The following is a 20,838-nucleotide window of genomic DNA, read 5'->3' on the forward strand; positions in this document are numbered from 1 at the left end:
CGAGATATTTTTGTCTATATTACGAAAATGTCGTAAGTTTGCAGCAGTAAATATAAATAAGATATGAAAAAGAAACATGTATTTTTTCTGCTTCTTTCCTGCTTTGCTTTTCTTCAGTGCAAGAACTCTACGGAGTCGGTAGATGAAGGTTATGCTGCTCCCGTATTTCCCGAAACAAAGGAGATAACCGTCGAATGCCTGAACGATTCGTTTATTTTCGATATCGGAGGCATCGATCAACTCGACACATTGCTTATCTGCTCCGGCAAGACGGATATAAACGACTATGTCTTTCATTTGTTTTCGAAAAACAGCGGGGCCTATATAAAGAGTTTCGGAACCATCGGACAGGGGCCCTGCGAAATCTCATGGCCTGTTATGGGATACTCGACCGATCGGAAAGAAGACAAAGTCTATTGTTACGACGCGATGCAAACCAAGATGGTGGAATATGCTATTCGTAACCACAACGGCGAGATTGTCGTCGAAGCTAATGAATGTATGTTGCCTCCCGAAGTAAAGAACACCACAGGCAATATGTGTTTTTCGATCGGAAACGGTCAGTTTATCATAGCCTATAGCAGTTTCTTCGGGAATTCTTACCGGTTTATCAAAACAGCCTCTGTCGATACGGTCAGTACGTGTAACGAATATCCCCGTTTAAACGAACCGGACGAATTTATAGCGGTCGAACATGCCTATTTCTCCTACATGGGGCGATTAGCCGTAAAGCCCGACGGCAAAAAATTCGTCCATGCCACATGGAGCGGATGTATCCTCGAAATTTTCGACTGTAAGGAAACAATCCGGCCTTCGGTTACGAAACGTTTCTTTGAGCCTGAATACAAAGTAACGAAAAAGAACGTGAAATATCCTTTCGTTCAATGTGCCGAAAACGTCGTAAACGGAATTTGGGGAATGGCATGTACCGACGCTTGTATCTATGCCCAATATAGGGACGATAGTTGCTATAAAAAATCCGGTCCCCTAATTGCCGTCTTCGACTGGGAAGGAAATCCGGCCGGGATGCTGCATTTTGACGACGGTCTGTATGATGTTGTTATTGAAAATAACGATAAGTACGGCTACGCAATCATGGGAGATAAAAAAGACGAGGGAATCAAACTAGTCAAATTCAAAATCGATTAATATCCTTTCCTTACAGACTTTGCCGCAACGATTTAAATCCGATTATCAAAGACATACGGAGTCAAATACGATCCAATAAATTTATCTTCGTGATTTTTTTCATTCAAGTACGATGCCTTTTAACGGTAAATTTAAGATAAGAGAAGAATACGGTCTTTGAATAATGATACAACAGTATTAAAACTGTTAATAATGCAAAAAACAACTCATTGTTTTGGATACATCAAAAAGATACTATATGTTTGCAAAACAAATTTTAAAACCAAAATACGATGAAGACAAAAATTCTAAGAGGGATCTTTGCCCTCGCAGTGATGGTAGCTGCAGGCTACGGAGTGAACCGGAGTATGCAGAAAGATACCGATTTTTCGGAGATGGCATTGAAAAATGTAGAAGCTTTGGCTGGAGAAATTGATGTATTTCTTCCTTGTATGGAAACGTGCTCTTTTTGCTGGTGCTATTATCCTCCAACAGAAAACGATCCGAATGATCTATTTGTAGAAGGTGAATTTTACTTATAGTAATTTCAACCAATGAGGATGTGTGAAAAAATTACATATTCTCATTGGCTGTTTGATTAATACAACTAACTGGAAAAATGAGACAATCAATGTGGGTTAAATACATCTTAAGTCTAATGTTGATACACATTTATACATCTTGCTCTGATAAAATCAATGACCCAATTGTCCACTTCAACAAAAGAGAAGAGCAAAAAATTAAACCATCTCGAATCATCCAATTAGAAGATTACGAAATATTAAAACCGGCCGATGCAATCCAAGTCGGCAGCAATTATTTTATCTATGACACTCAAGTAAAAAATATGTTTAACCTCGTTGATCCTTTATCGCGCAGCATGATAAAAGGAGGAGAAAGAGGTTCTGGTCCTCATGACGTCGGGATGCCCGGCAGTTTTCAATACAAAAACGATAAAATCGTATTTTTCGACATATCGCAAAAGAAAATCAATGAAATTCAATTTTCATCAGACATGTCTACACGGTTAATAATAAAAGAAATAGAGAAAATCAAGTCGCCGAATCGCTTGTTTATGGTGAACTGCATAGATACGAACTATATAGCGACAGGTATTTTCAACGATTATTGGTTAGCGCATATAGACAAACAGGGAGAAACCATTTCAACCGTGGACTTTCCGATATTTGAAGAAACAAAAGACATTCCTAAGACCCAACTTTCCATATTATACATCAGTACTTTGATGGCTAATTCGCCTGACAATCATAAAATGATTGCAGCTACACAAAAGCATGGTGTTCTTTCTTTTTGTCATATTAATAATAATGGAATAATAGAATATAAACAAATACTTTATTATGCTCCTATATTTGAGATTCAAGAAAAAGGAAATATTGCTTTCTCAAAAAATAACAAAGTAGGCTTCTGCGCTGTAGACTGTGATGACAAGTATGTTTATGCATTGTATTCGGGCAAAACATTTAATAAATTCGGAACATTAAATCATCATTGTGAAAATTTGCTCATATATGATTGGAATGGTAATCCTGTCAAGCGATATATACTAGATATTCCTCTTTATTCTATGAGATATAATAGAGAGACTCATTCTATTTATGGAATTGCTTATAATCCAGAAGGCATATTAATAGAATATGAACTATTATAGTAATATTATTTTGCTGCGCTATAAACAACCTATACGCCAAATCACGATTAGTCAAAGACTAAAAAGAATCTTACATATTGGCGTGTTTTATTTGGCTATAGGATTATCTCTTTGTTCATGTAGTAGAAGAAATACTACGAAAAAGAAGATAGAAGAGATGATCAAATCGTGGCAGGGAAAAGAGATCATTTTTCCGGAAGAACTTATTTTCACGAAATATGGAAAAGACACAGTCAAATATAATATATCGGTTTCGGATTATAAAATTATCATGTATGTCGATTCTGTTGGTTGTACGGAATGTAAACTTCAATTACATAAATGGAAAGAATTTATTACTGAAGTTGATTCTTTAACAAATGGTGCAGTTCCAGTATTATTCTTTTTTTATCCTAAAGATCTGCGTGAAATCTCATTCTTGTTGAGACGAGATAGCATCCATATCCCGGTCTGCATCGATAAGCAGAATAGAATGAACCGGATCAATCACTTCCCTTCTCATCAGATGTATCAATGCTTTCTGGTAGACAAAGAAAATAAAGTAATCTGTATCGGCAACCCGGTCCATAACCGGAAGATCAGAGATATCTATCTGTCTACCATTTCAAACGGTAAGCATAATCCATCTGTTCAACCGTCGGGAATAACCCGAATAGAAGCCGACAAAACGGAGTTCGATCTGGGTTCTTTAAAAGAAGGTGACAGCCGTAAAATCTGCGTTACGATACGTAATATCGGGAAATTACCGCTTATTATACATGACGCAAGAACATCATGCGGATGCGTACATATTGACTATATTAAGCGACCTGTTGCTTCCGGTAACACCACCGAAATTAATCTCACCTATCATGCCGATAAGAAGGGGCCTATCCATAAAACAGTCTCTATCTACGGTAATATGGACACTTCGCCATTAACGATAAACTTAAAAGGGGAAGTAAAGACAAATTAAAAGATCGTGATTAAGTATAATCGAATAGATATAATTGCATTTGTATTTATTGTCATCATTTTTTTAACATACGACTATCGTTTGTCTCTTGCCCCCGAATCGCTTTTGACGATTATTCAGATGGGAATCTTATGGGGCTTATGCAGGCTTTGCTTTTTCTTTTTCCCGGCTCTATCAAAAGGGGCTGTCTATGGTATTTTAATCGTCGGTTTTGTCGAGGCAATCATCGGGTTAGGTCAGCTATACGGATTCTTTCCTTCCGGGCATCAGTTGTTTAAGACTACCGGAACATTTCTCAATCCCGGCCCGTATGGTGGATTTATTGCATTGATGTTTCCTTTGACTTTCCACTACTGGCTTTATTTCAGGAAAAGAAAGAAGATTCTCCGACATGTGTTTCTCTCCATCGGTATGGTTTGTCTGTTGGTTTTTCCGGCTACCTTAAGTCGTACCGCATGGGGTGCGGCTGTTATCGGTTGTATGCTCGTTGTGATATATGAGACCGGAATAACAGACAAGTTGAAAGACTTATATCAAAAATACCGGAGAAGAGCCGTCTTATGCATCGCATTGTTTTGCTTGTTATCCGGCGGAGTCATCTATGGCATCTATCAATTTAAAAAAGATTCTGCCAACGGACGATTATTTATATGGAAAATAACGGCCTTGGCTATCCAAAATACCTCATTGAAAAATGTTGGTCTCGGTGGATTTCCTGCAGCGTATGCCCAATCGCAGATGAATTATTTTAAAGAAAGAGAAGCTTCCGCAATAGAAAAACATGTTGCCGGAAGCCCTGAATATGCGTTTAATGAATACCTGCGTATTTTTCTCGAACAAGGAATAGCAGGCGGTATTTTGTTCCTTTTCCTCACAGGGCTGATTATTTGTCATGGAATAAAAAACAAACATACAGGAGCTGCCGGAAGTTTTCTAAGCCTGTCTGTTTTTGCAATCGCATCATATCCCTATTATTTGTGGGAGTTTTTGGTAGTTTGGGTACTGCTTGCAACAATTTGTATCTCTCAAACAGAGTTTTCTTTATCGAAGTTTTCTAAAAACCGCCAAATTTTTATTTTTACTTCCTTTGCTGTATTTATTCTGGTCGCCGGCTTATCGATTTGTATAATGCAATGGCTTTCTTATCATCGGGCAAGTAAGGAATGGGAAAAGATACGTCCCTTTTATACGATGAAGGCATACTCCAAGATAATCGATGATTATATTCGTCTTTATCCGCAGTTGAATCATGATCCGAAATTCGTTTTCGAGTATGCAGTGACGCTTAATGCTGAAAAACGGAACGAACAGGCTGACAGCATTTTATCACGTGGGCTCCGGATAAGCTGCGATCCGATGTTTTATAATGTCAAAGGACGTAATTATCACGAAATGGGAGCCTATCGCAAGGCGGAAGCATGCTATATGAATGCAACCTATCTGATACCCGAAAGGATTTATCCGTACTATTTGCTCACAAAGTTGTATGCCGATTCTGCGGCCGGTTATCCGCCTGAAAAAATGCAATGGGCTGCATCGATTGTTTTAAAGAAAGAAGCCAAAGTACACTCAACGGCCATTGACGAGATGCGTGACGAAGTCGAAAAAATACTAAAAAAGAAAAATGCGACCGATGATAAAAAAAACTAAACGACAACAGCTCGGAAGAGTGCTAAATATCGCCCTGAACGTATTCAACGGCATCTCGATGATCATCATCGGATTCCTCCTCATGCGTGTGTTCGTGTTTGGGTCATACCGCATACCCACAGATTCGATGACACCTGCCATTATTCCCGGCGATTATGTCTTAGTCAATAAATTGGCTTACGGAGCGCGTCTCTTCGATCTTTTCGATGCCCTCGAAAGAAAAAAAGTAAAAATCAGACGCACTCCCGGATACACCCATGTCAAACATAACGATGTAGTTGTTTTTCATATCCCCCACCCTCACGGATGGGATAAAATCGAGATGGATATGTTTAAATGTTACATCAAACGCTGCATCGGATTGCCGGGCGATACGTTGCGTATCGTGAACGGTTTCTACCGCATGAACTCCGATACGGTCCGACATTACGGTAATCTCGCCGCAGAACAAAAACTAAGTCGGACGACACGGCAGGAAATACCCAAAGGCATTTATGATACTTTTCCGGGAGATTCCGTATTGGGATGGAATATCAAAAATTTCGGTCCTCTATACATTCCCCGCAAAGGCGACCGTATCCGATTAGGCAGAACAGAAGCGCTTGTCTATCGGAAAATCATCGAATGGGAGACCGATCGCACGCTACGTATCGAAAAGGATACATTGCGCGACGGAAACACCCCGATTACCTACTACACGTTTACGCATGATTATTACTTTATGGGCGGCGACAAGGTCGAGAACTCCCAGGATTCACGCTATTGGGGACTGCTCCCCGACGAGCTGATCATCGGAAAAGCATCGTTTATCTGGAAATCCGTCGACCCTCACTCCCATCAAATCAGATGGAAACGTTTTATGAAAATCATAAATTGATGTCGCCCATTTTGAAATAATCTACCATGTGACGATCCCATAAATTTATCTTCGTGATTTTTCTCATTCAAGTACGATGCTCTTAACGGTAAATTTAAGAGAAGAATACAGTCTTTGAATAATGAATAACAATATAACAGTGTTAAAATTGTTAATAATACAAAAAACGACTCATTGTTTGGATACATCAAAAAAACGCCATATATTTGCAAAACACATTTTAAAATCAAAATATGATGAAAACAAAAATTCTAAGAGGGGTCTTTGCCCTCGCAGTGACGGTAGCTACAGGCTACGGAGTGAACAGGAGCATGCAGAAAGATACCGATCTTTCAGATGTGGCATTGAGCAATGTGGAGGCCTTGGCTTGGTTTGAAGGAGGCGATGGCGATGGCAATACAATAGGTTGCCCAGGAGGAACTTGCTCTATGACTGACTCTTTTGGCAGATCGTGTACGGCATGTTGCCCTTCAGGATTAAAGCCTAAATGTGATTTGTCATTTGGTACTTGCAGTTGTGAATGAGCATTTGAAAGTCGGGGCATCAAAAATCATAAAAATAGTTTTTTAGACTGAAATTTGGTGCCCTCATTAATACACCAATCATGTAAAAACAAAAACAGAAAATTATCAAATTTAAAAAGAAAAGTTCGGACAGATAACTTTTATAAATAATCTCAGCACACATTCCAAAATAAATAAATTCAACATCCACATTGATATGAGATTAAAAAAAACAATCACATTATTCATTTTAATGTATGCGTTTTACGGATGCAATATAAGAAATAGCCAGACTTCTTCTGAGATAGAAACAATCAATATCCATCCCATGGAAGCAGATGAATTTATTCCATTATCAGAAATTGCAGATTCTATCAAATGCATCAAGCTGCAAATAGACTCAGGAGATGCAATGGGACGGATACGAGAAATCATCATCAAAAAAAAATACATCTATGCTGTAGATATAAGCCAACAAGTTATATTTGTTTTTAATAAAGAAGGTCTATTAGTGACAAAACTGAATAAAAAAGGGCGAGGCCCAGGTGAATACTCTCGTATAGGACCTGTTTTTATTGATGATGATGAGTCTTATATTGAGATTGTAAATTATACAGGCGGAAAACAATCCATCTTACGATATAAGAATTTGTCTTTTGATTATATAAACACAACCTTGTCCTATCCAGACATCAGTGCAAATTCAGTAAAGAGACATAAAGGATTATTCTACTTCGCAATCCAACAAATAGACAATCATATAAACGACAAAGATACAAATGGCGACTTGGTCATCTGTGATAGCGAGAATAATTTTAAGGTTTTGTTTGATAAAAAGATTATAACAGAGCGCCATTACTTCTCTATGACGAATGAGTGTTTTTCAATTAATAACAAAGAAGAACTTTTCTTCTCGCCCATGTATGGAAATAGATTTTATCAATTAAAAGATTGGGAAGCAATTCCTTTATTCCAAATTGATTTTGGGACATATAATATGAGTGAGTTTGTAGGACTTCAATCGACGAGAGAACAGATGGAATATATTCGGAATATGAATCATGTGGCTTCTTTTCCAGTACTGAACATCTATGATGACAGAATCTTTGCATTTTCATACTACTTCAAAGAGAGTGATACAGAACGATGGATCAAAGAAAGTGATTTTCGTCAATATGTAAAATTCAAAAAAAGCAAAAAAGTTTATCACGCCAAGATGATAAAAAATGATCTTTCTGTCTTTCCCGATCGGCTTTATATTAGTTCCTATTTTTTCGGATGTGTACACCAAGTTTTGCATGAAGATTATTTAGTCGATATTATTCTCCCCGATCTTTATTTTAATGATATGGATGAAAAAGTTTATGTTGAGGGCCTAGGCGAAATATCAGCCGATAGTGATCCGATAATAGTCATGGCAAAGCTTAAAAACGACTTATAATGTTTATTGGACACATAGGAATATACGCCAGTAATAAAGACGTTATTAGGAGAAAATCAACTCTGTTTTTTTTTGAAATTTCAACAAATAATAAAGACCGCGTTTTTCAGAATTATTGCATTCAATTTCGTATAAAATAACCGAGCGGTCTTTATTAATATACGAATAATGCGAATCCAGCGTTAAAAAATAAGATTCACTCTGGCAGAAAAGGCTTTGCCGCCGAGCAAAAACTGAATCGGATAACACAACAGGAGTTGCTTCCCGACGAGCTGATCATTGGCAAAGCATCATTTATCTGGAAATCCATCGACCCTTATTCCCATCAAATCAGGTGGGAACGTTTTATGAAATCCATTCAATAATATAGAAAAGATTCCCCAAATATCCTTATCTGCAACATCCTATCTCTTTCCCTTTATAAGCATTGTCCTGATTAAACCCAGATTCCGCAATAGAACCAATAAGCATGAATTTAATTCAGGCCTTCAGCCCTCCGAACAAGGTCCGGATGTCGATACCCCACCCTTGCGGGATGGGGCTGAAATAATTTGGGCTTTCAGCCCTTTCGGGTAATGGTTATGCGTGTTACACGCCGAATCATGTACCCGGCATGACAATTAACCATTAATAAATAGGGGGCAAGATCATTCAGCCCAATGCGAAGTGTTGGGGAAAAAGGCATCGCATCTCGGCGGAGGGCTGTAAGCCTGACGTGACCCTTGTCGTACATTCATACGTCCATTATTAATGGTAAACGCCGAACAGTGTATCGCGTAATTTGGGTTAAAAATATCAGTACGATAAATGGCGGAATATACAATTTTGTAGAGTTATTTATTTCTTTTCTCAAAAAAACATCTTCTTTTTTGCCGAGTACAAAAAAAATCATCTTTAATATTGGACAATAGTTCTAAAAGAAAAAATCACACTTAGATGATAAAACAATACCCCTTTAAATGGTTAAAAAAAAACAAAAAGAACAACTCATTATTTGGATACATCAAAAAGACGCTATATGTTTGCAAAACAAATTTTAAAACCAAAATATGATGAAGACAAAAATTTTAGGAGGAATATTTGCCCTCGCAGTGATGGTAGCTACAGGCTACGGAGTGAACAGGAGCATGCAGAAAGATACCGATCTTTCGGAGATGGCAATAAAAAATATTGAAGCATTAGCAGCAGGTAATGTTAGTGGGGATTGTCGTACTACGGACGAAAATACGGAAAGTCATTGTTTTTATAGATGTTGTGCATGTGATGCTTTATATCAAAGTACCGGTTATGGAGATAATTTAGTATCTGTTTCAGGAGTATGTAGTGTTTGTGGTACTCCGGTTAGTAGTTGCAAATAAGAAACTCTTGTACATATGAAAAACAAGCATATCGTATTTCTATTTTCCTTATTTCTTTTTTTTCTTCAGTGCAAGAACTCTACGGAGTCGGTAGATGAAGGTTATGCTGCTCCCGTATTTCCCGAAACAAAGGAGATAACTGTCGAATGCCTGAACGATTCGTTTATTTTCGATATCGGGAGCATCGATCAACTCGACACATTGCTTATCTGCTCCGGCAAGACGGATATAAACGACTATGTCTTTCATTTGTTTTCGAAAAACAGCGGGGCCTATATAAAGAGTTTCGGAACCATCGGACAGGGGCCCTGCGAAATCTCATGGCCTGTTATGGGATACTCGACCGATCGGAAAGAAGACAAAGTCTATTGTTACGATGCGATGCAAACCAAGATGGTGGAATACGCTATCCGTAACCACAACGGCGAGATTGTCGTCGAAGCTAATGAATACATGTTGCCTCCCGAAACAAAGAACACCAGAGGCGATATGTGTTTTTCGATCGGAAACGGTCAGTTTATCACAGCCTATAGCAGTTTCTTCGGGAATTCTTACCGGTTTATCAAAACAGCCTCTGTCGATACGGTCAGTACGTGTAACGAATATCCCCGTTTAAACGAACCGGACGAATTTATAGCGGTCGAACATTCCTATTTCTCCTACATGGGGCGATTAGCCGTAAAGCCCAACGGCAAAAAATTCGTCCATGCCACATGGAGCGGATGCATCCTCGAAATTTTCGACTGTAAGGAAACAATCCGGCCTTCGGTTACGAAACGTTTCTTTGAACCTGAATACAAAGTAACGAAAAAGAACGTAAAATATCCTTTCGTTCAATGTGCCGAAAACGTCGTAAACGGAATTTGGGGAATGGCATGTACCGACGCCCGTATCTATGCCAAATATAGAGACGATAGCCGCTATAAAAATTCCGGTACCCTGATTGCCGTCTTCGACTGGGAAGGAAATCCGGCCGGGATGCTGCATTTTGACGACGGTCTGTATGATGTTGTTATTGAAAATAACGATAAGTACGGCTACGCAATCATGGGAGATAAAAAAGACGAGGGAATCAAACTAGTCAAATTCAAAATCGATTAAGATTCTTTTCTTACAGACTTTGCCGCAACGATTTAAATCCGATTATCAAAGACATACGGAGCCGAATAGAAACATTGCTGCCCGATAAAAGCCATTCTCGAAACAAAAAAGAGAGTCTTTTTTATCGGGCAGCGAGAATTATTTGTATACCCTTTTCAACGTTTCCAAATCTTCGAGTCCATGCCTGAAAATGATTTTGTCGACAAAAGAACGGATAAATCCGAGCCCGTAGCCGAAAATCTGAATCAACGAAGCGGCAACCGACAGTCCTGCGATAGGAAAACTTCTCGTTTTCAGCAATGCATCGGCAAATAGCAGCAAGAGGTAAACGGCCGGAAACAGCAGGAACCAGGGTGAAATAAAGACGGCCGACAGCAGAACAACGATACTCCCGATAACGCACAGCGCCGGCAACGCATGCACCGGCTTGAGCGAATCGGGATACAGTTTATAGAGATTGATGCGTGCCTGTCCGAAGATATGCACCTGCTTGTAGAACTTTTTCAGATTGCCGCGACGTTTGTGATACACAAACGCATTCCGGTACAGTTTGGTTACGAAGCCAGCCTGCTGTATCCGTATGCTGAGGTCGATATCTTCTCCATACATATCTTTGAATCCGCCGACCTTTTCATAAACCTCCCTCGAAAATCCCATGTTGAACGTACGCGGTTTGAATTTCTCCATATGGGTTTTTCCGCCCCGTATGCCACCGGTGGTCCAAAACGAAGTCATGGCATAGCTGATTGCTTTCTGAGTTGTCGTGAACGAGGGATGTTCCCTGTCCGGTCCACCGAAACAGTCGGCATAATCGTCGTGAAGATTTTTCCGAACCGTCTCGAAGTAATCGGGCGGGATGATGCAGTCCGAGTCGAAGAAGATCAAGTAACGTCCTTGGGCATGTTTCATCCCTACGTTACGGGTATCGCTTCGTCCGGTATTTTCTTTGACGATGTAATGAATATTGAGTTTCGGGCGAAAAGCTTCGACTTCGGCCGTACATGGAAGAGAAGAACCGTCTTCGATCAAGACGAGTTCGAAGTCGTTATACGTCTGTGACGCAAGGCTTTCCAGCAGTTCCCGGGCTTCGTCCGGGCGGTTGTATATGGGAACGATGATTGAAAAAAACATGTCTTCTGCCCGTCCGTTATTTAACCCGTTTCAGTTCCTCGATCAACCGGGTGCATTTGCCCCATTTCTCAATCATCCAAAGCACATAACGGATATCGACGCTGATGGTGCGCTGTAGGTCGGGTTCGAAAGCGATGTCACCGCTCATGGCTTCCCAGTTGCCGTCGAAAGCCAGGCCGATGACACGTCCGTGCTTATCGAAAACGGGACTTCCCGAGTTGCCCCCCGTGATGTCGTTGTTCGAGAGGAAGCACAATTGCAACTCGCCTTGTTCGTTGGCGTACGGACCGAAGTCACGCGCTTTGACCAGATTCAGGATTTCCGGCTGTACCCGGAATTCACTGCTCATCGGGTCTTCTTTTTCGAGAATTCCCCTGTCGGTCGTATGGAAATTATACCACGCGGCGTCGTAAGGGCGATATCCTCCGATTGTGCCGTAGCTCATACGCATGGTGAAGTTGGCATCCGAATAGAAACTTCGGTCGGGATACATCTCCTTCAATCCGGCCCAATAGAGGCGTTCGCCTTTATCGATATCGTTGTCCCATGCTGCCACTTGCTGTTGTATGTCATATACGGCAAGCGTTGCTGACAAGGACAATACAGCTGCCGGGTCTTTCTTCATCACCTTTTCATACTGTTTCGGGTTCTTTAACAGGGCTGACACTTTCTCGAACGAGGTAAGCACAGTGTTCCCGAAAACATCGGCGGCATATTTCTCGTAATCCCCCTTGTATTTCTTGTCTACCTTGCCGTAAATGTCGGGCAGGAACGATGCGGGTACGCGTTCTTTTACGATTTTCATCATGGCCGCCAGCACGTGTCGGTCGAGTGCCGGTTCGTAATCTTTGTAGAAGGCTCGGAGATCGCCATCGATCCGTTCGTCGATTTCTTCGGGCGTACTGTTTTTCACATCCACACTGCGGATAATCCGTGCCAGACGAATAATCTCGGTTCCCCCGGCAAAGGCTTCCATAAGATACGTTGCATATTTCCGATATTCCGCCGAGGAGGTATAGCCTTTTTCCAAAAGATGAAGCACATCTCCGTATTGCGTTTTGCGTGCAGGCATTTGATTGACCCATGCCGTAAAAGCTGCTTCTTCGGTTTTCTTACGGTCGATGACATTGAGCCGGGCCAGGCCGCGGTTCATTCCGATCGAATTTTTCCAGTAGTTCGAGCTTCCGGCATATTTCGAAGCGTATTTGATGCGCACGGCATCGCTCGCCAGCATGGCTTTCTTCCAGAGGTCCTGCTTGATTCCCCGTACTTCGATACGCGGTTTGTTACTGTCTTCGATGCGTTGCTGCACTCCCCATGAGCAGAGGTAACGGTTCGTACGCCCGGGGAAGCCGATCGTCATGGCGTAATCTTTTTCGTCATATCCCCGCAACGATATTTCGGCAACGTATTCCGGTTGGTAAGGGCGGTTGCTTGCGCTGTATTCGGCAGGTCGGTTGTTGGCATCGGCATAGACACGGAAAGCGGAAAAATCGCAGGTGTGACGCGGCCACATCCAGTTATCCGTATCTCCTCCGAACTTCCCGAGCGAAGACGGGGGCGCAAAGACCAAACGCACATCGCGGAAGACGTTATAAACGACTAAGTAATATTTATTCCGGCTATAAAACGGAATCACTCTGGCGCTCAACGAAGAATTGTCTTTTCCGATCGAGTCGCAGATCGCCTGACCGATCGAATCGGCCTTGGTAATGCGTTTGAACTCATCATCCACCCCTTCGATCTGTGACAAAATGCGTTCACTGACATCGACGGTTTCTTTGAGGTACTGTATCCGTAAACCTTCGACGGGCAGCTCTTCACTCATGTTTTGCGAGACAAATCCGTTTTTCAGATAATCGTGCTCTACGCTACTCAACTTTTGGATTGCTCCGTATCCGCAATGATGATTGGTCAAAACCAGCCCCTGATCGGAAACGGTAACGCCCGTACAGCCGCCTCCGAAAATAACGACTGCGTTAGCTATGCATGGATTGGTTTCACTGTATAACGTTTCGACAGGGATCGTAAGTCCCAGTTCCTGCATACGCGCTAAATTCTGCCTGTTCAACTCTTTCAATACCCACATTCCCTCGTCGGCAAACACTTGTCCGACGGTTGCCAGTAACAGCAGAGCTGTTACCCAAATTTTGTTTGTCCGTTTCATTTATTATCGATTATAAGTTTGATATTTTTCTCTTTGGTACGAGCCGACAACCATTGTACCAGCTTCTTCCGATCATCCGTCCCGATGTTCAGCCGAGCTTTCAAATAAACGAGCATGACGGTATCCTGTTTCGACTTGTTTGTTTCCATGAGGTAAGTCTGCGTACACGAAAGCTGTTCGATAGACGGATAAAGCACCCGCATCTCGGGAAGCAGCGTACGTGTCATATCCGAGGCATGTCTGTAACGATCAAGGCTTTGCTTCAGCGAGTCTATTTGAATGGCTTGCGCCTCAAGCAGGTCTTCGCTGTTTTTATAGAGGTCTTTCATCAGCATCGTCTTCAGTTCATTGATATCGACTTCCTCGTTCCCGAAACCCTGTTGCACAATCAGATCGATGTCTTTCAGCCCGTAGTTGGACATCTTCAACCGTGCGGTCGAGATCATGATGTCGGGGATCGTCTGGCCAATCAGTACCACTTTGATTTCCTTCTTATCGCCCGTATTGGTAACCGAACGGCTTAGTATCTGCGTATTCGGAAAGTGTAACTCTTCATTGATAAACTTGCGAACCTGCTGATCGAAAAGTGTCGCTTCAAATACGCGGTAACTGAGGTAAATGCTTGGAACGATCGTGCAAATGACAATGATGGTCATATAGCGACGCACCGTCTTTTCCCGCTTTTTATCGATGAATGATTTGCGAGGATATTTTAAGATGCGCACAACTATATAGGTGGCGACACTGATAAAAACAGTGTTGATGAAATAGAGGTAGAAAGCGCCGAAGAAATAACTTAAATTTCCGCTGGCCAGTCCGAAGCCGGCTGTACACAATGGAGGCATCAATGCCGTAGCAATGGCCACCCCGGGAATCACGTTTCCTTTCGATTTTGTGGAGCTGGCCACGATGCCGGCAAGCCCTCCGAAAAATGCAATCAGTACATCGTAGATGCTGGGAGATGTACGCGCCAGCAACTCACTTTGCGCCTCGCTGATGGGCGAGATAAGAAAAAAAGCGGTTGACGTAGCCACACTGAAGGCTGTTGCTGTCAAATAGTGACGAAGTGAACGCTTGACCAGATCGAAGTCGGTAATCCCCAGACCTAATCCGAAGCCCATAATCGGCCCCATCAGGGGGGAGATAAGCATGGCTCCGATGATGACAGCCGTAGAGTTGGTGTTTAGCCCCAAAGAGGCAAGGAACACGGCAAAAATCAACACCCATAGATTTGTGCCTCGGAACTCGACTCCTTTTTTCAGCGACTCGATCGTTTCTATTTCATCTTCTTTTTCCTGTCGTACATCGAAATGACGAGTCAGATAAGTTTTGATTTGTCGGTACAAGGTATTTTCCATCATTTGATTTTTTTTATGTGACCAAAATATCGACTAAGATAAGGGATTTCCGTTATGGGCAAATCTTTCCTCACGACGATTCCCGTAAAAAACAACAACCACACCGTCCGATATAACAGACGTAATACGACCGAATCGATGGGTGGCAGCATGGCTGCCATATAGCACACGGCTGCAACAGCGCCATACGTAAATGCCGAACGCAGGTCGTAAGCGACGGGATAATATTTCTGCCCGACAGCATAAGAAAGCAACATCATCAATAAGTTGCTGGCAAACGAAGCCCATGCGCAGGCCATAAATCCATATGACGGAACGAACAGCACAATGATGGCGATCGTCAGGGTGCAGCCGGCCACGGAGAAGTAAGCTCCCCATTGCGTACGGTCCGTAAGTTTGTACCATATCGAGAGGTTGAAATAGATACCGAAAAAAAGTTCGCCGAGCATCACGAGGGGAATGACGCGAAGACCGTCGTAGTACTTCGCATCCACGAAATGTTTCAGCAAATCAAGGTAGAACATCACTCCGAGAAAAATAAAGAGTGCAAAGATGATAAAATATTTCATTGCCTCAACATACGATTTTTTGTTATCGGCGTCTTTGTGTTTCGCGAAAATAAACGGTTCGTAGGCATAACGAAACGCTTGAATAAACATAACCATCACCACCGCTATTCGGAAACATGCCCCGTAAATACCGAGCTGTGAATCGGCGTATGCTTTGTCGTCGAACAGAAATGGAAACAGAATTTTATCTGCGGTCTGGTTAAATATTCCTGCGATGCCGAGGATAAGTATCGGAAACGAATAGCCGATCATCTTCCTTAGGCGTTGCATGTCCGGTCTGACACGCAAGCCGGGCATCATATCGGGCAACAGCATCAAAAAGGTAAAAACCGTTGTGAAAACGTTGGCGATGATGACGTATCCTACCCCATAGCCGGGACGGTAGAACCACCCGATCCATTCGGGATACGAGGCGTCGATAAGAGGACAGAGGACGAGGAAGAAGATGTTCAGAAAAATGTTCAGAAAGATGCTCAACAGCTTGATCATTGCAAACCGGATCGCTTTATTTCGGTAGCGAAGGTAGGCAAATGGGATGCAACAAAAAGCATCGACGGCTACAATCCCAGCCATCATACCGATATATTCCGGGTGATCGGAATATCCGAGCGCTTCACTGACGGGAAAAAGAAACACCCACATGCTGAGGGCGAACAAGAATGACGTGACTCCTACGAAGCCAAGCGTCGACGCATAGACGCGCATGGGCTCGCGTTCGTCGGTTTTGTGGATGAAACGGAAAAATCCTGTTTCCATCCCCCCCGTAAGAAGAATGAGAAGCAGGGCAGTCCATCCGTAAAGATTCGTGATGATCCCGTATTCGCCGGTGTCAGTCAATACTCGCGTATACATGGGCACAAGCATCCAGTTCAGAAATCTTCCGATCATGCTGCTCAGCCCGTAGATGGCGGTTTCCTTCGCCAAACGCTTCATCCCTTCCGCCATACCGCTTATTGAAATAAATCACCGGGACGCCCCGCTATCGCTTTTCCCAGATGTTCGTAGGCAAGTGCCGTCACTTCGCGCCCCCGAGGTGTACGTTTGAGGAATCCCTCCTGAATGAGGAATGGTTCATAAACCTCTTCGAGTGTACCCGGGTCTTCGCTCAGTGCCGTAGCGATAGTAGTCAAGCCGACCGGGCCGCCATGAAACTTCTCAATCAGGAGCGTAAGTATCTTATTGTCGATCTGATCAAGTCCGTAACGGTCGATATGCAAAGCTTCCAAGGCATAACACGCGATGGCTTTGTCAATCTTACCGGAACCTTTTACCTGAGCAAAGTCCCGTACACGTCGCAGCAAAGCGTTGGCAATACGGGGCGTACCGCGACTTCGGCCTGCAATCTCTCGGGCAGCATCCACAGCACAACCGATGTTCAGGATGTTGGCGCTGCGAAGGATAATCTTTGTCAGAGTCTCCGTGTCGTAATATTCGAGGTGCAGATTGATCCCAAAGCGGGCCCGAAGCGGGCCGGTCAGCAGACCGCTGCGTGTCGTTGCTCCGATAAGCGTGAACGGAGCAAGGTCGATCTGAATCGAACGGGCACTTGGCCCTTTGTCGATCAATATATCAATTCGATAGTCTTCCATCGCCGAATAAAGATATTCCTCTACGATAGGGCTGAGCCGGTGTATTTCGTCAATGAAAAGCACATCGTTCTTTTCGAGCGAGGTGAGCAGACCGGCCAGGTCGCCGGGCTTATCGAGTACCGGGCCGGACGTCACCTTAAAACCGACATCCAACTCGTTCGAGATAATATTCGATAGCGTCGTTTTGCCTAACCCGGGGGGACCGTGCAACAGTACATGATCCAAAGCCTCCTGACGCATGCGAGCCGCCGCCACGAAAACCTTCAGGTTCTCTACCGCTTCAGGCTGACCGCTGAAGCTTTCGAACGACAGCGGACGCAGAGCGTTTTCGTATTCACGCTCCGTTTCCGGCATCGTATTCCCGGCCTTATGTATGTCAAACTCTTCTTTCATCGTCGGACGCCTTCAATAGGCCTGCAAACTTACATAAAAAATGCGACTTTTACACTACCCATAGAGAGAACGCATTAGAACAAAACAACGTTCCTTTTTAGTTTCCTGCAAATACATCAGCGACAGCATGGGACATCGTGGAAACGGGGATAATACAAAACAAAGTCAAACACATGCTAAGAAATTATAAACCCTGCGAAAATATCGTAGTTTATTGATATTAAAACTATATTTGCAAAATAATTTATATAAAACAGGCAGATATAATATATGAATACAATGCAGGTTCTATATAACTTTCAAGACAAAAGAATTAAACACTACCGTATGAAAAATATAAGGCACATACAACATCTTGCCGTTTTTTGCATGACAGCATGGGGAATCACCGCGCTTTTCGGCGCGTGCAACGCCGACAAGCAAGCTAAAACAGAAGAAAACGTCCGTCAGCTTCTCCCCGACGCCCCCGCCGAAGTAACCGTAATCCCACTGAAAACAGTCGACTTCGAGCATGAGCTTGTCAGCAACGGTAAAATATCGGCACGCACCGTTGCCGAAGTAAAATTTCAAACCTCCGAGATCATTGCCGATGTCTTCGTAGCCAATGGCGACCGTGTAACCAAAGGACAACGCATTGCCGCGCTCGAAACCTATGCCTTAAACAATAAACTGGAGCAGGCCAAGGATGCGCTCGAGCGCAGTAAGCTTGAAATGCACGACGTGCTGATCGGACAGGGCTACAAATTAGATAATCTCTCGGCCGTTCCCGACGAGGTGATGCGGTTAGCCAAAATCAAAAGCGGCTTCAACAATGCGCAAACGAACTATTCCATGGCCGACTACGACCTGAAACAAGCTACTCTCGTAGCTCCCGTCAACGGCATCGTGGCTAACCTTTTTGCCAAGCCCAAAACGCTTTCGAAGCCCTCCGAAGTATTTTGTAACATCATCGACACGCAAAGTCTCGAGGTCGTGTTTACCGTACTCGAAAACGAATTAGGTTTTGTCCGGAAAGGCGACAATGTAAAGGTCGTCCCCTACTCCATGCCCGACGTTGAAATCAAAGGACGCGTCTCCGAGATCAATCCGTGGGTCAACGAAAACGGTATGGTACAGATTAAAGCTACCGTTAGCTATCACCCGCAACTTGTCGAAGGTATGAACGTTCGTGTCAGCGCCTTCCGCTCCGTAGGAAAGCAGTGGGTCGTACCCAAGACGGCCGTCGTATTACGTACCGGTAAACAAGTTGTTTTTACCGTAGTCGATGGCAAAGCGGTCTGGAACTACGTTCAAACAGGACTGGAAAACGCGACGGAATATACCGTTACCGGCGAAACCCTGAAAGAGGGTGATCCCGTTATCGTGACCGGCAACATCAATCTCGCCCACGAATCGCCCGTAAAAGTCATTCAAGACGAAAAAAATAAAGAGTAAAACAACGAAATAAACCGGTATATAAACAAATAAAACACCAAAGTCATGAAAAGAATAAACGTTATTTCCGCATTCCTCTTCTCAATTTGTATATCCGCATGCACAGGAGGAAATAAACAAAAAGCGGATGATTATATTATCGTCGATGTAACAGCTAATTACCCCAAAAAAGAATTTACTCTTCAATATCTTATGGATGTAGAGTACATCCCTCTCGAAACAACCGATACGTTTACAACGCAGGGGGTTGTGAAAGCCATAGGAAGAAATCTTATACTGATAACAAATCGGAACATGGATGGAGATATTTTCGTCTATGAAAGAACTACGGGTAAAGGACAAAGAAAGATAAACCGTCGAGGGCAAGGACCGGAGGAATATTCGCAGGTAAACAGCATTGTTTTAGATGAAGAGCATCATGAAATGTTTATAGTCGATTATCCTGCCAGAAAAATCTTAGTTTACGATTTGGAAGGAAATTTTAAACGCGATTTTACATTCGAAGATACAAGTTATTATCATGATATATCTGATTATGATACGAAATATCTCATTGCTTATAAAGGTTATTCGCCCGGAATAGAAAATGAAGAAGCAAATCATATTCTGATTTCCAAACAAGACGGAAAAGTGGTTCGTGAACTTTCCGTCCCGATTAAAACAATTAAAACACCTGTATTTATAGAAGGAGAAATGGTCATTACACCCGGATTCTGTCAAACTCTTCCTTTGTCGGAGCATTGTATACTCATGAGAACCTCGTCCGATACAATATATAATTATTCGGATGATAACATACGTCCGTTTATAATACGAACACCTTCTATTTATACGATGGATCCGGAAGTATTTCTTTTCGTAACAGCCGCAGATGACCGGTATTATTTTATGCAAACAATGAAAAAAGAACTTGATTTAAACACCTTCAAAGGATTTCCGACAACCGATCTCGTATATGACAGACAAGAGAAAGCATTATTTGAATGTACCATATATAATGATGATTTCACCAATAAAAAAGAAGTATCGTTAAAACCGGCATCCGGGCGCACGAACAATCGAAAAATCGCTGCCTGCATAGCTTTAGAAGCGTCCGGTCTTATAGAAGCTTATCAGAAAAATGAACTGAAAGGACATTTAAAAGAAATCGCCTCGACATTAAACGAAGAATCCAACCCCGTCATTATGCTGATGAAATACAGGAAAAATTAAGACGATTTTGGCGTTTACGTATATGTTTTTACGCATTATATAGAATGAATATAATTCATACGATGATTAAATCAGGCTTTCAGCCTTCTGTTTTATATGATACCTTTATTCCCAAGGCTTACGCCATTGGGCTAAAATATAACGGACTTTCAGTCCTTCAAAAACAGATATTCATAAATAGAATAAGATGTCGTAAAGAATATATTCAAAAAGTTGAAGCTCTGTATTATTTCAGCTAAATAAGAAAAAGTTGAATATTGAGTAAATAATTAAATACATACTTCATGTAAGTTATAACTC

Annotated in this window: 17 protein-coding genes and 1 pseudogene; 13 read left to right on the forward strand and 5 right to left on the reverse strand. The window is 42.4% G+C overall.

Annotated features, from left to right (window positions below; translation table 11 throughout):
* Window positions 1–63: 63 nt before the first annotated feature.
* The 11 genes and pseudogenes from Tanf_RS11070 (at window position 64) to Tanf_RS11110 (ending at window position 10,685) form a co-directional block, all read left to right on the forward strand.
* On the forward strand, window positions 64–1,149 hold the full coding sequence (locus tag Tanf_RS11070) for a BF3164 family lipoprotein (RefSeq protein ID WP_046825895.1): 1,086 nt from the start codon (window positions 64–66) through the stop codon (window positions 1,147–1,149).
* A 272-nt stretch (window positions 1,150–1,421) separates the two neighbouring features.
* Window positions 1,422–1,670: an NVEALA domain-containing protein gene (locus tag Tanf_RS11075; protein ID WP_046825896.1), complete on the forward strand. Its 249-nt coding sequence runs from the start codon at window positions 1,422–1,424 to the stop codon at window positions 1,668–1,670.
* A gap of 116 nt (window positions 1,671–1,786) precedes the next feature.
* Window positions 1,787–2,800, forward strand: coding sequence for a BF3164 family lipoprotein (locus Tanf_RS11080; protein WP_161794964.1), 1,014 nt, complete (start codon window positions 1,787–1,789; stop codon window positions 2,798–2,800).
* Window positions 2,787–3,755: a DUF1573 domain-containing protein gene (locus Tanf_RS11085; RefSeq protein ID WP_236684435.1), complete on the forward strand. Its 969-nt coding sequence runs from the start codon at window positions 2,787–2,789 to the stop codon at window positions 3,753–3,755. Before Tanf_RS11080 ends, Tanf_RS11085 begins: the two co-directional genes overlap by 14 nt.
* A 6-nt stretch (window positions 3,756–3,761) precedes the next feature.
* The gene (locus Tanf_RS11090) at window positions 3,762–5,405 is read left to right on the forward strand and encodes an O-antigen ligase family protein (RefSeq protein ID WP_046825898.1); all 1,644 of its coding nucleotides are present in this window, start codon (window positions 3,762–3,764) and stop codon (window positions 5,403–5,405) included.
* A complete protein-coding gene (gene lepB / locus Tanf_RS11095) occupies window positions 5,389–6,282 on the forward strand; it encodes a signal peptidase I (protein ID WP_046825899.1) in 894 nt (297 codons plus the stop codon). Before Tanf_RS11090 ends, lepB begins: the two co-directional genes overlap by 17 nt.
* A 236-nt stretch (window positions 6,283–6,518) precedes the next feature.
* On the forward strand, window positions 6,519–6,806 hold the full coding sequence (locus Tanf_RS14460; RefSeq protein ID WP_080948632.1) for an NVEALA domain-containing protein: 288 nt from the start codon (window positions 6,519–6,521) through the stop codon (window positions 6,804–6,806).
* A 196-nt stretch (window positions 6,807–7,002) separates the two neighbouring features.
* Entirely contained in the window at window positions 7,003–8,226 is a 1,224-nt protein-coding gene (locus tag Tanf_RS11100; protein ID WP_074452701.1) for a DUF4934 domain-containing protein, read from the forward strand.
* Between the two features lie 257 nt (window positions 8,227–8,483).
* Window positions 8,484–8,591, forward strand: a pseudogene (locus Tanf_RS15665) (signal peptidase I); the annotation flags it as partial.
* Window positions 8,592–9,275: 684 nt separating this feature from the next.
* Window positions 9,276–9,584 carry an NVEALA domain-containing protein gene (locus Tanf_RS14465; protein WP_074452703.1) on the forward strand — a complete coding sequence of 103 codons (309 nt, stop codon included), beginning with the start codon at window positions 9,276–9,278 and terminating at the stop codon, window positions 9,582–9,584.
* A gap of 15 nt (window positions 9,585–9,599) precedes the next feature.
* Window positions 9,600–10,685 carry a BF3164 family lipoprotein gene (locus Tanf_RS11110; protein ID WP_046825902.1) on the forward strand — a complete coding sequence of 362 codons (1,086 nt, stop codon included), beginning with the start codon at window positions 9,600–9,602 and terminating at the stop codon, window positions 10,683–10,685.
* Window positions 10,686–10,823: 138 nt separating this feature from the next.
* On the opposite strand, the gene Tanf_RS11115 is transcribed toward Tanf_RS11110, so the two are convergent.
* From Tanf_RS11115 to ruvB, 5 genes are read right to left on the reverse strand one after another with little or no spacing between them, the layout of a single operon-like run.
* Window positions 10,824–11,816 carry a glycosyltransferase family 2 protein gene (locus Tanf_RS11115; RefSeq protein WP_046825903.1) on the reverse strand — a complete coding sequence of 331 codons (993 nt, stop codon included), beginning with the start codon at window positions 11,814–11,816 and terminating at the stop codon, window positions 10,824–10,826.
* Between the two features lie 16 nt (window positions 11,817–11,832).
* Window positions 11,833–13,983, reverse strand: a complete 2,151-nt coding sequence (gene dpp7 / locus Tanf_RS11120) for a dipeptidyl-peptidase Dpp7 (RefSeq protein WP_046825904.1) — start codon at window positions 13,981–13,983, stop codon at window positions 11,833–11,835.
* Complete coding sequence (locus tag Tanf_RS11125) at window positions 13,980–15,344, reverse strand: TIGR00341 family protein (RefSeq protein WP_046825905.1); 1,365 nt, start codon at window positions 15,342–15,344, stop codon at window positions 13,980–13,982. Before Tanf_RS11125 ends, dpp7 begins: the two co-directional genes overlap by 4 nt.
* On the reverse strand, window positions 15,341–16,855 hold the full coding sequence (locus Tanf_RS11130; protein WP_046825906.1) for an oligosaccharide flippase family protein: 1,515 nt from the start codon (window positions 16,853–16,855) through the stop codon (window positions 15,341–15,343). The genes Tanf_RS11125 and Tanf_RS11130 overlap by 4 nt, the downstream gene beginning before the upstream one ends.
* 5 nt (window positions 16,856–16,860) lie before the next feature.
* Window positions 16,861–17,892 (reverse strand): Holliday junction branch migration DNA helicase RuvB, encoded by a 1,032-nt coding sequence (gene ruvB, locus Tanf_RS11135; protein WP_046825907.1) that lies wholly within the window; start codon window positions 17,890–17,892, stop codon window positions 16,861–16,863.
* 369 nt (window positions 17,893–18,261) lie between these two features.
* Between ruvB and Tanf_RS11140 the strand changes: the two genes are divergently transcribed.
* Window positions 18,262–19,326 (forward strand): efflux RND transporter periplasmic adaptor subunit, encoded by a 1,065-nt coding sequence (locus Tanf_RS11140; RefSeq protein WP_046825908.1) that lies wholly within the window; start codon window positions 18,262–18,264, stop codon window positions 19,324–19,326.
* Window positions 19,327–19,371: 45 nt separating this feature from the next.
* Window positions 19,372–20,538 carry a DUF4934 domain-containing protein gene (locus Tanf_RS11145; RefSeq protein ID WP_046825909.1) on the forward strand — a complete coding sequence of 389 codons (1,167 nt, stop codon included), beginning with the start codon at window positions 19,372–19,374 and terminating at the stop codon, window positions 20,536–20,538.
* The last annotated feature ends 300 nt before the right edge of the window (window positions 20,539–20,838 follow it).

The sequence above is a fragment of the Tannerella forsythia genome (assembly GCF_001006485.1).
GTDB lineage: Bacteria > Bacteroidota > Bacteroidia > Bacteroidales > Tannerellaceae > Tannerella > Tannerella forsythia.

Bases quoted from the DNA above. Each gene is read 5' to 3' on its own strand.
- Tanf_RS11070 (WP_046825895.1), top strand. From the start codon at position 64: ATGAAAAAGAAACATGTATTTTTTCTGCTTCTTTCCTGCTTTGCTTTT.
- Tanf_RS11075 (WP_046825896.1), top strand. From the start codon at position 1,422: ATGAAGACAAAAATTCTAAGAGGGATCTTTGCCCTCGCAGTGATGGTA.
- Tanf_RS11080 (WP_161794964.1), top strand. From the start codon at position 1,787: ATGTTGATACACATTTATACATCTTGCTCTGATAAAATCAATGACCCA.
- Tanf_RS11085 (WP_236684435.1), top strand. From the start codon at position 2,787: ATGAACTATTATAGTAATATTATTTTGCTGCGCTATAAACAACCTATA.
- lepB (WP_046825899.1), top strand. From the start codon at position 5,389: ATGATAAAAAAAACTAAACGACAACAGCTCGGAAGAGTGCTAAATATC.
- Tanf_RS14460 (WP_080948632.1), top strand. From the start codon at position 6,519: ATGAAAACAAAAATTCTAAGAGGGGTCTTTGCCCTCGCAGTGACGGTA.
- Tanf_RS11100 (WP_074452701.1), top strand. From the start codon at position 7,003: ATGAGATTAAAAAAAACAATCACATTATTCATTTTAATGTATGCGTTT.
- Tanf_RS14465 (WP_074452703.1), top strand. From the start codon at position 9,276: ATGATGAAGACAAAAATTTTAGGAGGAATATTTGCCCTCGCAGTGATG.
- Tanf_RS11110 (WP_046825902.1), top strand. From the start codon at position 9,600: ATGAAAAACAAGCATATCGTATTTCTATTTTCCTTATTTCTTTTTTTT.
- Tanf_RS11115 (WP_046825903.1), bottom strand. From the start codon at position 11,816: ATGTTTTTTTCAATCATCGTTCCCATATACAACCGCCCGGACGAAGCC.
- dpp7 (WP_046825904.1), bottom strand. From the start codon at position 13,983: ATGAAACGGACAAACAAAATTTGGGTAACAGCTCTGCTGTTACTGGCA.
- Tanf_RS11125 (WP_046825905.1), bottom strand. From the start codon at position 15,344: ATGATGGAAAATACCTTGTACCGACAAATCAAAACTTATCTGACTCGT.
- Tanf_RS11130 (WP_046825906.1), bottom strand. From the start codon at position 16,855: ATGGCGGAAGGGATGAAGCGTTTGGCGAAGGAAACCGCCATCTACGGG.
- ruvB (WP_046825907.1), bottom strand. From the start codon at position 17,892: ATGAAAGAAGAGTTTGACATACATAAGGCCGGGAATACGATGCCGGAA.
- Tanf_RS11140 (WP_046825908.1), top strand. From the start codon at position 18,262: ATGACAGCATGGGGAATCACCGCGCTTTTCGGCGCGTGCAACGCCGAC.
- Tanf_RS11145 (WP_046825909.1), top strand. From the start codon at position 19,372: ATGAAAAGAATAAACGTTATTTCCGCATTCCTCTTCTCAATTTGTATA.